The sequence below is a fragment of the Microcystis sp. LE19-84.1B genome (genome assembly GCF_027531875.1).
Classification (GTDB): Bacteria; Cyanobacteriota; Cyanobacteriia; order Cyanobacteriales; family Microcystaceae; genus Microcystis; species Microcystis panniformis.
Window position 1 is genome coordinate 1 of record NZ_JAPZSR010000246.1, and the last position, 12,714, is coordinate 12,714.

Annotated in this window: 14 protein-coding genes, 1 pseudogene and 1 riboswitch; of the genes and pseudogenes, 8 read left to right on the forward strand and 7 right to left on the reverse strand. The window is 43.0% G+C overall.

The annotated features are described in order from the left end of the window. The 4 genes and pseudogenes from O9324_RS14095 to cobI form a co-directional block, all read left to right on the forward strand. A pseudogene (locus O9324_RS14095) lies at positions 1-256 on the forward strand (DUF3782 domain-containing protein); the annotation flags it as partial. Continuing rightward, a riboswitch (cobalamin riboswitch) is annotated at positions 227-385 on the forward strand. Its footprint overlaps the pseudogene before it by 30 nt. A gap of 57 nt (positions 386-442) precedes the next feature. Then, complete coding sequence (gene cobG / locus O9324_RS14100) at positions 443-1,867, forward strand: precorrin-3B synthase (RefSeq protein ID WP_288140500.1); 1,425 nt, start codon at positions 443-445, stop codon at positions 1,865-1,867. Position 1,868: 1 nt separating this feature from the next. After that, on the forward strand, positions 1,869-2,495 hold the full coding sequence (locus O9324_RS14105) for a precorrin-8X methylmutase (RefSeq protein WP_288140532.1): 627 nt from the start codon (positions 1,869-1,871) through the stop codon (positions 2,493-2,495). Next, positions 2,492-3,196 carry a precorrin-2 C(20)-methyltransferase gene (gene cobI, locus O9324_RS14110; RefSeq protein WP_002788284.1) on the forward strand — a complete coding sequence of 235 codons (705 nt, stop codon included), beginning with the start codon at positions 2,492-2,494 and terminating at the stop codon, positions 3,194-3,196. Before O9324_RS14105 ends, cobI begins: the two co-directional genes overlap by 4 nt. Before the next feature lie 247 nt (positions 3,197-3,443). Here the strand turns inward: cobI and O9324_RS14115 are convergent, their stop codons facing one another. Then, positions 3,444-3,776, reverse strand: coding sequence for a DUF5615 family PIN-like protein (locus O9324_RS14115; RefSeq protein ID WP_002765819.1), 333 nt, complete (start codon positions 3,774-3,776; stop codon positions 3,444-3,446). Continuing rightward, complete coding sequence (locus tag O9324_RS14120) at positions 3,766-4,083, reverse strand: DUF433 domain-containing protein (protein WP_002788280.1); 318 nt, start codon at positions 4,081-4,083, stop codon at positions 3,766-3,768. The genes O9324_RS14115 and O9324_RS14120 overlap by 11 nt, the downstream gene beginning before the upstream one ends. A gap of 435 nt (positions 4,084-4,518) precedes the next feature. On the opposite strand from O9324_RS14120, the gene dprA reads away from it, so the two are divergent. After that, entirely contained in the window at positions 4,519-5,667 is a 1,149-nt protein-coding gene (gene dprA / locus O9324_RS14125) for a DNA-processing protein DprA (protein ID WP_287628750.1), read from the forward strand. 66 nt (positions 5,668-5,733) lie between these two features. On the opposite strand, the gene trxA is transcribed toward dprA, so the two are convergent. Then, positions 5,734-6,090: a thioredoxin gene (gene trxA / locus O9324_RS14135; protein ID WP_002765822.1), complete on the reverse strand. Its 357-nt coding sequence runs from the start codon at positions 6,088-6,090 to the stop codon at positions 5,734-5,736. Between the two features lie 377 nt (positions 6,091-6,467). On the opposite strand from trxA, the gene O9324_RS14140 reads away from it, so the two are divergent. Continuing rightward, positions 6,468-7,673 carry an acetate kinase gene (locus O9324_RS14140; RefSeq protein ID WP_002765823.1) on the forward strand — a complete coding sequence of 402 codons (1,206 nt, stop codon included), beginning with the start codon at positions 6,468-6,470 and terminating at the stop codon, positions 7,671-7,673. Positions 7,674-7,676: 3 nt separating this feature from the next. Here O9324_RS14140 and O9324_RS14145 read toward each other — a convergent pair whose 3' ends face one another. The 4 genes from O9324_RS14145 to O9324_RS14160 form a co-directional block, all read right to left on the reverse strand. Then, entirely contained in the window at positions 7,677-8,228 is a 552-nt protein-coding gene (locus tag O9324_RS14145) for an anti-sigma factor family protein (protein WP_288140501.1), read from the reverse strand. Positions 8,229-8,341: 113 nt separating this feature from the next. Further along, complete coding sequence (locus tag O9324_RS14150) at positions 8,342-8,998, reverse strand: sigma-70 family RNA polymerase sigma factor (RefSeq protein WP_002765828.1); 657 nt, start codon at positions 8,996-8,998, stop codon at positions 8,342-8,344. 273 nt (positions 8,999-9,271) lie between these two features. Then, a complete protein-coding gene (locus O9324_RS14155) occupies positions 9,272-9,862 on the reverse strand; it encodes a PAP/fibrillin family protein (protein ID WP_288140502.1) in 591 nt (196 codons plus the stop codon). Between the two features lie 349 nt (positions 9,863-10,211). Further along, on the reverse strand, positions 10,212-10,568 hold the full coding sequence (locus tag O9324_RS14160) for a globin family protein (protein ID WP_287628747.1): 357 nt from the start codon (positions 10,566-10,568) through the stop codon (positions 10,212-10,214). A gap of 267 nt (positions 10,569-10,835) precedes the next feature. On the opposite strand from O9324_RS14160, the gene rseP reads away from it, so the two are divergent. Then, positions 10,836-11,927 (forward strand): RIP metalloprotease RseP, encoded by a 1,092-nt coding sequence (rseP, locus tag O9324_RS14165; RefSeq protein WP_288140503.1) that lies wholly within the window; start codon positions 10,836-10,838, stop codon positions 11,925-11,927. Beyond that, positions 11,927-12,583: an endonuclease III gene (nth, locus tag O9324_RS14170; RefSeq protein ID WP_043996909.1), complete on the forward strand. Its 657-nt coding sequence runs from the start codon at positions 11,927-11,929 to the stop codon at positions 12,581-12,583. Before rseP ends, nth begins: the two co-directional genes overlap by 1 nt. Positions 12,584-12,714 lie beyond the last annotated feature (131 nt).

Sequence of the window (12,714 nt, forward strand, 5' to 3'; positions counted from 1 at the left end):
GCTAGTAGTGGAAGTCAAAAGTAGTTTAAGTGTAGATGATGTCAAAGAATTAATCAAGAATCTAACAGAATTTAGGCAATTTTTTCCCGAATATAACCACAAACAATTATATGGGGCAGTAGCAGGCATTGAAATCGAAGAAGGAGCGGATAAATATGCTTATCGTCAAGGTTTATTTGTCTTGGCACAAAGGGGGGAAAATGTAGCGATTCTTAACGATACTGAGTTTCAACCAAAAACATGGTATAATCCTTAAACTTGTCTTTGGGAAAGTCCAGTGCAATTCTGGTACTGTGCCGCAGCTGTAATCAAGTAAAAAGTAAAAAGAGTACATCTTCCCTTTTTCCTTGCGAGTCAGAATACCAATTACAAGCTTTTGATCGGTAGTATAGACAACTAATTTTCTAACTACTTCTCTGCGTCGCATGGAGAACAAACAACGGTGAATTGGTTAGTTAAAGCAAATGCTTGTCCCGGTTTATTTTATGGAACTGCTGCCCAGGATGGGTTTTTAATTCGTCTCCGCACCCCCGGTGGATGGCTCAATTCTCCACAGGGAAAAGCGATCGCCACTTGGCTCGAACAATGGCAGAGTACAATACAAGTTACCAATCGGGCAAATCTGCAAATTCGCGGACTGCAAAAATCCCCCAGTTTAGAAGAATTTCAAACCCTGCAAAAATTAGGGTTAGCTGCCCATAATCCCAGTATCGATCATCTGCGTAATATAATGTCCAGTCCCACGGCTGGAATTGACTGCCAAGAATTGATCGATACTCGTCCATTAGTCCAAGAATTAGATAATTTTATCCAAAATTATCCATCAATTGCCCAACTAAGTCCTAAATTTAGTATCGGGATCGATGGCGGTGGTGCAGTGGGAATTGGCACTGGTTCAACTATGGCCTGGCAACACCGCTATAACGAGATTCATCTATCAGCAATTGCCCTCAATAATCCGACAAATTTAACTTCTATTGTTTGCTTTCGATTAGCACTTGCAGGAGATAAACAGTTATATGAAACGGACTTATTAATTGAGCCAGAAAACTGTTTAGCTGTGGTCAAAGCTTTAGTAACGGTTTATCTCGATTATGTTCAACAAACCCCTAACATCAAGGGGAAAAAACCGCGGATGAAACACCTACTCAAAGATTGGGGATTGACAAAATATCTCGAACAAGTTAACTCCCAATTACATCGGAATTATACTGGAATAATAGACTGGCAAGAATGCCAGCAAACTGCCCATTCTACTCAACCCTATTTTCATCTGGGAATTCATCCTCAAAAGCAACCCGGATTGTCTTATATTGGTCTATCATTAAGATTAGGACAATTGACGGCTAATCAACTATGGGGATTAGCGACACTATCAGAAACTTTTGGCAGTGGTCAGTTACGATTAACCCCTTGGCAGACTGTTATATTACCCGATATTCCCGATGAAAAAGTGTCAGAATTGTTGCCAAAACTGGCATCACTAGGATTATCCGCTTCTCCCGGATGGGATGCGGGGATAGTTGCCTGTAGCGGTAAACCGGGTTGTGCAGCAGCGGCCACTGCAACTCAAATTCATGCTTCTCTCCTAGCAGATTATTTGCAGGAACACTTAACCTGCAATTCTCCTGTTAATATTCACTTGACAGGTTGTGCTAAATCCTGCGCTCAACCAGGTCCAGCCGAAATTACCCTTTTAGGAACTACCATCGAGGAAAATGGCCAAATAATGGAAGCTTATCAAGTCTATATGGGTGATAGTCAAAAATTATTAGAAACACCCATATTTGAGGGAGAATTTACCAAGATTACCCCGCTCATAGCCCAAATTTTAAGCTCCCAAAAATCGAAAAATTTAGATGAATAGAATGGAATACATTAAGAATGGTGAAGAAATTTACCGCAAATCTTTTGCTATTATTCGGGCTGAAACTAACTGGAAAAATCTCCCCGATGATTTAGCTCATGTGGCAGTTCGTCTAATTCATTCCTGCGGGATGACAGACATAACAGAAGATTTAGAAGCATCACCAGACGCGGTTAAAATCGGACGAAATGCCCTCGCTGGGGGTGCAGCAATTCTCTGTGATTCTCAAATGGTCGCTAATGGCATTACCAAAGCCCGTTTACCTAAAAATAATCCGATTATTTGTACCCTCAATCATCCAGAAGTAACCCAGTTAGCACGGCAAATTAATAATACCCGGTCCGCTGCCGCTTTAGAACTTTGGCGACCTCATTTAACTGGAGCAGTGGTAGCCATTGGTAATGCACCGACCGCACTTTTTCACCTACTAGAATTGCTCGATCAAAATGTAGATAAACCGGCTTTGATTTTAGGCTTTCCCGTGGGATTTGTAGGAGCGGCAGAGTCGAAATTAGAATTAGCAACTAATAGTCGTGGCGTGCCATTTATTACCCTGCACGGACGTAGGGGAGGCAGCGCAATCGCAGCAGCAGCAGTCAATGCTTTAGCAAAAGAGAACGAATTATGAATAAATTAGGCAAACTTTATGGATTAGGAATCGGTCCCGGTGATCCCGAATTGTTGACGCTAAAAGCACACCGGATTCTCACAACTGTTCCAGTAATTGCTTATCCTACCTTAGAAAGTGGCAAAGTTTTGGCACGGGCAATTGTCTCGGATTTTATCCGTCCCGAGCAGATAGAAATTCCCATGCCTTTGCCTTTTAGTGTCGAGCGCAGTTCTCAACCTCATTATGATATTGCCGCCGAAAATATCGCCGAACAGTTAAACTTAGGTCGAGATGTGGCGGTTTTATGTGTGGGCGATCCGATGTTGTATGGCACATTTATGTATATCTTTAATCGCTTGTGCGATCGCTTTTCCATTGAAGTCGTGCCGGGTATTTCTTCAGTGATGGCAAGTGCAGCAATGCTGGGTGTACCTATCACTTATCGAAATGACGTATTTAGTATTATGCCCGCTACTTTAGAGGCGGAAATATTGCGGGATCGCCTAGCATTTATCGATGCAGCAGCGATTATTAAATTAGGCAGACATTTCGCTAAAGTTCGTGATATTCTCCAGGAATTAGGATTATTAGAACGCGCCCTCTACATCGAACGAGCAACCCTACCCAATCAGCAAATTATTCCGATTACCGAAATCGATCCAGAGGCTGTCACCTACTGGTCATTAATTCTGATTCCTAGTAAAACTAAACCCCAATAACTCTATAGACATAGTTAAATCTTCTATCCCCTACCTGACAGAACCCATCGGGTTTAGATGATATGATGAAAATGTCTTTTCTTCATTGCTTTTTTGTTCCACAGGAGGTTATATATCGCGTTTCTCGGATTGATAAGGTAATCTATTTTCTTCTCCCTTCTCTGTCACCTAAAAATAACTACCATGTCCGATTCTCCTGCTTGTAAATTGCGTTACCCAACGTACCTTTTTTTCTGAATTATGATTTTTATAAAAACTCAACATTTTTATACATATAATCAGGCTCTAAACATTCCCAAATTAAAACTAAATCACTAATAATTTTGCCAATAGATTGACGTTGATGTGAATAAATAATCCCCCAATGCTCTAATCCCATTGAAGACAAAACCAGAAAATCATCATCAAAAGTAAAAATGACTCGGCCTTGCGATAAAGCATATGCTAATTGTTCCTCATCGGAAGACCCCATCAGTCCTTTTTCTGGAGAAGTTGTAACATCAATCCCTCGCATTCTTAAACCTTTAGTGATCGCATTAGAGACGCTTTCATCTAGGTTAAACTTAAGCTTATTGGCCATTATTTCCCTTTAAAAGTTTTTCGACCAATGAAGGTTTATCCCCTTGTAACTGTTTAGCAAAATTTTCGCTGGATTCAATATCTTGGCGAATTTCTTCTCGATGCTCATGGTAATAAGCTAAAGCTGCATAAACATCAGCTAAAGTAATCGTTGGATAATTATAAACAATTTCATCAGGACACATCGCCATTCTTTCATGCCAAATAACAATGTCTTGTACCTTAATCCGATGTCCAGCAATACGAGGTTTATCGCCACAAACACCAGGTGTTACTTCAATATGCTGTTTAAGCACTAAAGATGACATAATAACTCATTTACTCTACTTCTAGATATCATAGCATTTTTCTTGAAAAAACGCAACCACCGATCTTTTAGGATACGTTACCTAACGTGCCTTTTAATGTGAAACATTTTATACATTTTCATATTATTATCCGTTACGCTATGCTAACATATTCTACTGTTACTGCTACAATTGGCTCCAAAGACCACTATAACCAACTAAAACCATGACTCAAGCCACTTTTGCAGAAATACTAGAAGCAACCGAACAACTTACCCCAGAAGATCAAGAACAACTTATTCACCTGTTAAAAAAGTGAAAGACATGGACGAGGCTCAACAATACCTCAACAACTAATGGAAAGTATTCCGGCAAGATTAAAATAAATTAAGGTCATCTGGCCGCAGTCAGTTTTAACCGACTGAAAATATTACTTGGTTTGAGGAGCTTTTTAAATTGACAGACGAGCGCGTTTATTGGTTAGCATGGTCAAGTATTGCTGGAGTTGGGGCAATTTCCCTGAAACGACTCTATCAGCATTTCGGCAGTGTCGCTGTGGCCTGGAATGCCACCGATACTGCGATCGCAGAAGTGGCAGGATTCGGCAAAAAGTCAATGGCAGCGGTACGGGAAGGGCGATCGCAAATTGACCCAGAAGCTCTTTTCGCCGAACATATCCAGAAAAACCCCCTTTTTTGGACTCCTAGCGACCCAGAATATCCCCGCTTTCTCTGGGAAATTCCCAGTCCTCCCCCCTTACTTTACTATCAAGGAAAGGTCAATTTAGAGGAAAATCAGGGAAATATCCCCACCGTCGCCATTGTGGGTACTCGTAACCCCACGGATCACGGCCGGCGCTGGGCGCGGCGCTTAAGTACCCTTTTGGCCCAACAGGGATTTACTATTGTTTCTGGCATGGCCGAAGGAATTGATGGCGAGGCACACCAAAGCTGTTTAAAAGCAGGGGGAAGAACGATAGCCGTCTTGGGAACAGGGGTCGATGTGGTTTATCCTAGTCGTCATCGGCAGCTACAGGCGGACATCCAAAAGCAGGGTTTAGTCATTAGTGAACATCCTGCGGCAACGCAGCCGAATAAAGCCCATTTTCCCAGTCGTAATCGCATTATCGCCGGTTTAAGTCGCGCCACGATTGTTATCGAGGCCCCCGAAAGGTCAGGCTCCCTGATTACGGCCAGTTATGCTAACGAATTTGGCGGCGATATCTATGCTTTACCCAATTCTCCCGATATTGCCGCCGCTAGGGGTTGTTTACAACTGATTCATCAGGGAGCAGAAATTATCGTTTCTGAGGAGAAATTATTAGAAATGTTGGGGGCAATTCCCACCACGAACCAATCCGCACCAGTGAATCCCTCCCCTTCACTCCCTCCAGAGACATCCCCGGTCGTTAATGCTGCTCCTCCAGTCAATCTAGAACCTAGACTAGCACAAGTGTATCAGTTATTTAACCGAGATCCCCTGTTGTTTGACATTATTGTTGAAAAAATGCAAATCCCCACCTCAGAAGTGGCGGGGATATTATTGGAATTAGAATTAATGGGTTTAGTGACTCAGTTACCCGGTATGCGTTACCAGAAAACCTAGTCAACCCCCAAATGCTTATTTAGGGTATTAGCTAAAGTAGTTTTCGGTGCAGCCCCAACCACCAGATCAACTTTTTGACCCCTTTTGCGGATCATCAGATTCCAGGTATTTATTTAAGGTATTGGCTAAAGTGGTTTTAGGTACAGCCCCGACCACCATATCGACTTTTTGACCTCCTTTGAAGATCATCAGAGTAGGAATACTGCGAATCCCGTACTGACTAGCGATATTGGGGTTTTCGTCGGTGTTGAGTTTCACCACCTTGACTTCCCCTTCGAACTGTTTGGCAATTTCCTCGACAACGGGAGCCACCATTCGACAAGGGCCGCACCAAGGAGCCCAGAAATCCACTAGGACAGGGTCGGCACTATCTAAAACTTCGTCTTTAAAGGTGGCATCTGTAACGGCAGTAACCTCTGACATACTTAAGAAATCCTCTAGTAATCACGGTTATCTAGAATACGCAAAAAATCCGTTCTAGAGATTCGTGGTGCGATGTTGACATTCCACTGGTGAAAAGGACGAGAACTAGCTCTAAATCCAATGTAAAGGCCTTAACTTGCATCAGAGGTAGCTTCTTGGATCAATTTCACAAGGGGCATTCTTGTATTTTATAACCCTAGAGGCTCTATTTTGACTTTTTTTTGATAAAGTTTTGTAATATTGCCCGAGTCAAGCATGGGTGATGACAGCCGGATAAAATTTTCTTGAAGAAAAACCCGAAAAGTCAGCGATTTTATCTAGGCTTAACCTGAGTTTGATTATGATCGGCATAGCCCACTTCCTAATTGAGCTTTTTTATGAAAATTCTGGTCTTAAATGCGGGATCGAGCAGTCAAAAAAGTTGTTTATACGATTTAGATTTTTTCCCCTCCCATCCTCCCCAACCAATTTGGGCAGCGGGGATCGATTGGACGGTTAACCCTGATTACGGGGTTTTAACGGTAAAAGCCAAGGGAATTAAACAGGAAATTAATCTTTCTAGTCAGGATCGTCCGGCGGCAATTGCTCGGATGTTAGATACCTTAGTCACTGGCGAAACTAAGGTACTGGCTAATTTCGCCGACATTAGTATCGTCGGTCATCGAGTTGTCCATGGTGGCACGGAATATTCCCAGGCAACTATGATCACTCCCCAAGTCAAAGAAACGATTAAAAAGCTGATTCCCCTTGCTCCTAGCCATAATCCCGCTCATTTAGAAGGAATTGAAGCGATCGAGCAAGTTTTAGGCGATGTTCCTCAAGTAGCAGTGTTTGACACCGCTTTTCATCGTTCTATCCCTCCTGAGTCTTCTCTTTATCCCATTCCCTACCAATGGAGTGAACTGGGAATCCGTCGCTATGGTTTTCATGGCACCAGTCATCAATACTGCTCCCAACGGGCCGCCGAATTGTTAGGAAAACCCCTAGAATCCTTGAAAATGGTCATCTGTCATCTAGGCAATGGCGCTTCCCTATCGGCAGTCAAGGGGGGTAAAAGTATCGATACTACTATGGGATTTACTCCCCTAGAGGGATTGATGATGGGAACCCGCAGCGGTTCGATCGATCCAGGGATTCTGATTTATCTAGAGCGAGAATATCAATATAATCCCGATAGTTTAAATAGCTTACTCAATAAAGAATCGGGTTTAAAGGGAATTTCGGGTATTTCTGGGGATATGCGGGCAATTACCACGGCGATGGCCGAAGGGAACGAGAGGGCAAAATTAGCATTTGAGATGTATATTCATCGCCTGAAAAGTTTAATCGGATCGATGATCGCTTCTCTAGAGGGGTTAGATGTCTTGGTATTTACGGCAGGAATCGGCGAAAATTCAGCTTTAGTACGGGAAAAAGCCAGTCAAGGCTGGTCTTTTTTGGGTTTAGAGTTAGATTTGGCTAAAAATGCCGCTCGTCCCCAGGATGAGGATATCGCCACCGACACATCTAAAGTACGAGTGATGGTAATTGCTACGGCGGAAGATTGGGCGATCGCACGAGAATGCTGGCATTTATCTCCATAGACCTTACCTTTGGCCATTCTCTTTTGGCTGTTCCGTTGTGGGAATCTCCATAATTGGATGGTTAAGAGCAATCATCAAATTGTCTCCCTCTTGGCTAATACTGCTCGGACTGCTCGCCATTTGGGAGAGGGGAGCATTGCGTCCCGAGACGAAGTAGGAGCCAACAGCGATCGCCATAGCGGTGAAAATTGCGCCACCATAAACATAATATTGCCGACGACGCTGACCATCGACTTTTCTGAACACCTGTTCTGCTAATCGGTCGCTGGCCATAGTAGCCGGTACGGGAATTTGCTTTAAATTAGTTTGTAATCCCAAGAGCTGCCGATAGAGTTTTTTAGCGGCAGCATCATGGTCTAACCAATGCTGAACTAGCTTCCTTTCCTCTACCGTTACTTCGTTATCAATATAGGCGCTAATTAAATCGAAACGATGAGCTTCTTCGTTATCCTCATCTAAGAATAAAATATCCTCGGCTGCGGAGTCGGAATCGCTGTCATCGTGACGTAACAAAGACTTTATCCATTGAACATCTTCGGGTTGATAATTATTCATGGTTGACCTCGACCAGAAGCGATCGGTATGCAATCACTTTTCACCAGCACGGAGCTAGTTAAATTTAACGACTCCTCACTTCGGCCGTTAGTGCCGAATCACCACAATATTCTTTAGCCTTCTGTAAAATAGGGCTGTAAAACAGATTGTAATTTAGCGCGAGCGCGAGCAATGCGAGATTTAACAGTTCCTAAAGAAACTCCCGTCATCTCGGCAATTTCTTCGTAGGCCATGCCTTCAATTTCTCGCAGAATAATAGTTGTCCGAAAAGCTTCTGGTAAACCAGCGATCGCCGCCTGCAATTGATCGTAGAATTCGTGGGTGGTGAGATGTTCATCGGGACTGGGGTAATCGGACTCGATATCCCAATCGATTTCGCCATCTTCCACGCGCCGGGGAGCATCGAGAGAAATGGGGTGATTAACCCGCTTGCGTTTCCGCAATTCGTCGTAAAAAAGATTAGTAGCAATGCGACTTAACCAACCGCGAAACTTGAGGGGTTCATGGAGACGGTTAATATTGCGATAGACGCGAATCCAGACCTCTTGAGCCAAATCAGCGCGATCTTGCCAATCGGGAGCCAAATGATAGAGTAATTTATCAATATGAGCTTGATAGCGCCGCAGCAGTTCCGCAAAAGCTGCTCGATCTGGCTGACACCCTTCCTGACAGCGTGCAATTAGATCGTAGTTGGAGAGTTTGTCAGGGGACACGGGGTTTTGAGACTGTTTGGACTCAAGTGACCAAGATGCTGGAATCGATTGACTCATGGGATTTCCTCTAAGGATATAAACTCCTCACTCAGAGCTTGAGGACGGGAGAAGTCAGTAAAGGTTCCCGAAAATAAATAATTTTTTTCCCATATTTTGATTCTAACCGATCGGGGCATTCATCTGGGGGAGCAAGTGGGGTGTCCGGTGTCGGGTGTGGGGAGTATTTTCAGTGAACAGTAAACAGTAAGCCCTAATTAGTGAACTGAAAACTCACATCTGATCAGTGATCACTGATCACTGATACAAGCCTGACTCCTGACGGCTCTGAAGTTAGGTTTTTTCCTTAGCGAGAATAAAGACGCTGCCTTCGCTGCCGCGGCCGATGCGGAGATATTCATCGAGATAGGTGATATCGAGCCAACCTGTTTGTTGGCGATTATTGACAGAAAAATCGAGGGGAGGGAATTTTTGGCCACTCTCGATCGCATCGATAAATTCTTGGGGAGAATGATAATTGAGAAGACGTTGCAGACCGAGGATCGATCGCTCAAATTTGACCATTATCCGACGCTCGGATGTGGGTTCAAAGGTAGCGGAGACGATTACTACCCCTTCTAGCCAAGCTAGGCCGATAATTTCGGCGATATTGTAGAGTTTGGCCTTGTTCAGGTCGAGATATTGATAAATTTGCCCTAATTGAAAAAAAGGTAGGCGATCTATTCCCAGAATGTTGCGGCTGCTGGTGAATAGCAAACGCCAATTGCCCCCTAATAGTTGTTTAACTTCGAGGGGATGGGGATGGGGATTGTGATCCTCCAATTGTTCGATCGCCGCTAAAATCCGCACGCGGTCGCTTTCCGTGGCCAGGAGTCCGCGATTTCTACCAGCGATCAATTCCAGTAATTTCGCTTTGGCATCCATAGAATAGACCTCTTGTAAAAATCAAAAATTGTTGTTAGGGTTAGGAGTCAGTAGCCAGGACAATTAAAAATGAATAATAATCAATTAAATGGTCTATTTACAGATTTTATGCAATTTAATCCTTATTTGTGCCGTTTTTGAACCCTCAAAAATTAATTATGCAAGAGGTTTAATCTCCCTTACTTTTATAAACTGCCTCGATCCGCTAGGTACTCGATCGAGGTTTTTGGTGGTCCCAAGAGGTTTACTTGCGCTGATGATTTGAGAGTTTCAACGGAGTTTTAACCTCGGTGAGCGGCATTTTTAACTGTTGGCCTCACTATTTTAACACAGATTAAATGCCTAGGTTTTAAAACTTTTTCATAACCGTAATTAAGTGATCGAAATAGGGAGTAATTGCGTTTTTTTCTGAGTTGCTAAAATACTCTAAGCTGTATTGTTTTAAGGCTTCTAACCCCGAAATCATTGCCCGATCGTTATCAACGATAAAAGTAGCATTATCCCGCAGTTTTCGAGCTTGTTGACTAGAAACAAGTAAATCAGGCTCTAAATTGACGATAGTATCTAAATCGCTATCACTGAGATAGCAAGTTTGCTCATCCGCTTGTTGCCAAATAGCGATCGCTGCTTGCTGATAGGGCCAATCAGCGAAACTGATGATTTTTGCTTTTGGGATTAATTGCTGGGCGCGCTCACTCAAAGGCATCGATCGCTCTCCTTCGGGTCAGATTAGGCAGTTAAGATCACTTTTAGCATAAGTAGCTGGTTATAATTAAATTAAAAATGGATTTTAGGTTCGATCCCCCCTGCCCCCCTTGATAAGGGGGGTGCCGATAGGCGGGGGGATCTGATAATTTTTAACGCCTACCTACTTAAATAATCGAAAAATTAGCGATAACTCAAGATTTTTTGCAATCTGTTGGGGAGGATCGCTTACAATAAACAAAAGCTAAGTCATTATATTTTGATCATCATGTCAGTTTTAATAGCGATCGGTGTACTTGCCCTATTAATTGTCGTTCACGAATTAGGTCATTTTGCCGCTGCTCGTTGGCAATCTATCCATGTTAATCGCTTCTCCATCGGTTTTGGTCCAGCTTTAGCTAAATATCAAGGCAAAGAAACAGAATACGCCCTCCGCGCCATTCCTTTAGGGGGTTACGTTGGTTTTCCTGATGACGATCCCGATAGTCAAATTCCCAATAACGATCCTGATTTATTACGCAATCGTCCTGTTTTTGATCGAGCTATCGTCATTAGTGCCGGGGTAATTGCTAATTTAATTTTTGCCTATTTTTTGCTTGTTACCCAAGTCGCTACCGTGGGGTTTCCCCAAATTAACTATCAAGAAGGGGTAATTATTCCTGAAGTTTTTACGGCTGAAAATTCTGTCGCTAAACAAGCGGGAATACAAGCAGGGGATATCGTTCTCGCTATCAATGATCAGCCCCTTGGTGCTTCTCAAAATGCCATTATTGACTTCCGTGACATTATTCAATCTTCCCCCGATCAACCCCTAAAATTAACCATCAAACGCCCGACAGAAACTCTCAATTTAATCGTTACTCCTGAATTGGGAAGTGATGGTCAGGGTAAAATTGGGGTTAGATTGGCTCCTAACGGTGAAGAAACTCGCCTGAAAGCCGATAATTTTGGGCAAGCTTTTAGCTTGGGTGCGGGTGAATTTCAACGATTAACCCTATTAACCGTTCAAGGTTTTGGGCAGTTAGTTAGTAACTTTAAAGACAGTGTTCAACAGGTAGCAGGACCGGTTAAAATTGTCGAATACGGAGCAGCGATCGCTCGTAATGATGCGGGTAATCTTTTTCAATTTGCCGCCCTAATTAGTATTAACTTAGCGGTGATTAATATTCTGCCTTTACCTGCTCTTGATGGTGGTCAATTAGTATTTTTATTAATCGAGGCTTTGGTAGGTAAACCTCTCCCAACTAAACTGCAAGATAACATCATGCAAACAGGTCTAGTTTTACTCTTAGGATTGGGAGTTTTCTTAATCGTGCGCGACACGGCTAACCTAGCAGTTTTTCAGGATTTATTCCAGTGATGGCCTCTCGAAAAAAAACTGAAGTTCAACTGCGCGCCCTAGAGATTTTAAGCAACTTAAAGCAATTATATCCAGAGGCAACCTGTAGCTTAAATTATCAAACTCCCGTGCAGTTATTGGTGGCAGTTATTCTCTCGGCACAATGCACTGATGAGCGGGTAAATAAGGTGACTCCTGCTTTATTCGCTCGTTTTCCCGATGCTAAATCCTTAGCTTTTGCCGAGCGAGAGGAGTTAGAAACTCTCATTCGTTCCACGGGATTCTATCGCAATAAAGCTAAAAATATTCAGGGTGCTTGTCAAAAAATCCTCAAGGATTTTCAGGGAGAAGTACCCAAGACAATGGCGGAATTATTAACTTTACCCGGGGTAGCTAGAAAAACCGCTAATGTGGTACTTGCTCACGCTTACGGGATGATTGAGGGGGTGACAGTAGATACCCACGTTAAGCGCTTAAGTAATCGTTTGGGTTTAACTACTAATAACGATCCGGTGAAAATTGAACGGGATTTAATGGCTTTACTACCTCAACCAGATTGGGAAACTTTTTCTATTAGTATTATTTACCACGGCCGGGCGGTTTGTAAAGCGAGAAATCCCGCTTGTTTTTCCTGTCAATTAGCCTCTCTTTGTCCCACAGCAAACAGTAAACAGTAAACTAATAACTCACACCTGATAAGTAGGGAGGCACAATTATTTGTAGGATGGGTTAGCGGTAGCGTAACCCATGCAGGCGTTGGGTTTCATGCTTCAACCCAACCTACGTTTATCTTATATTTAATTCCACC

Excerpts from the sequence above, each read along its gene's own strand:
- O9324_RS14105 (WP_288140532.1), top strand. The coding sequence starts at position 1,869 with ATGGAATACATTAAGAATGGTGAAGAAATTTACCGCAAATCTTTTGCT.
- O9324_RS14120 (WP_002788280.1), bottom strand. The coding sequence starts at position 4,083 with ATGTCATCTTTAGTGCTTAAACAGCATATTGAAGTAACACCTGGTGTT.
- O9324_RS14150 (WP_002765828.1), bottom strand. The coding sequence starts at position 8,998 with ATGAGTCAATCGATTCCAGCATCTTGGTCACTTGAGTCCAAACAGTCT.
- O9324_RS14145 (WP_288140501.1), bottom strand. The coding sequence starts at position 8,228 with ATGAATAATTATCAACCCGAAGATGTTCAATGGATAAAGTCTTTGTTA.
- O9324_RS14115 (WP_002765819.1), bottom strand. The coding sequence starts at position 3,776 with ATGGCCAATAAGCTTAAGTTTAACCTAGATGAAAGCGTCTCTAATGCG.
- O9324_RS14140 (WP_002765823.1), top strand. The coding sequence starts at position 6,468 with ATGAAAATTCTGGTCTTAAATGCGGGATCGAGCAGTCAAAAAAGTTGT.
- O9324_RS14160 (WP_287628747.1), bottom strand. The coding sequence starts at position 10,568 with ATGCCTTTGAGTGAGCGCGCCCAGCAATTAATCCCAAAAGCAAAAATC.
- rseP (WP_288140503.1), top strand. The coding sequence starts at position 10,836 with ATGTCAGTTTTAATAGCGATCGGTGTACTTGCCCTATTAATTGTCGTT.
- trxA (WP_002765822.1), bottom strand. The coding sequence starts at position 6,090 with ATGTCAGAGGTTACTGCCGTTACAGATGCCACCTTTAAAGACGAAGTT.
- O9324_RS14155 (WP_288140502.1), bottom strand. The coding sequence starts at position 9,862 with ATGGATGCCAAAGCGAAATTACTGGAATTGATCGCTGGTAGAAATCGC.
- nth (WP_043996909.1), top strand. The coding sequence starts at position 11,927 with ATGGCCTCTCGAAAAAAAACTGAAGTTCAACTGCGCGCCCTAGAGATT.
- cobI (WP_002788284.1), top strand. The coding sequence starts at position 2,492 with ATGAATAAATTAGGCAAACTTTATGGATTAGGAATCGGTCCCGGTGAT.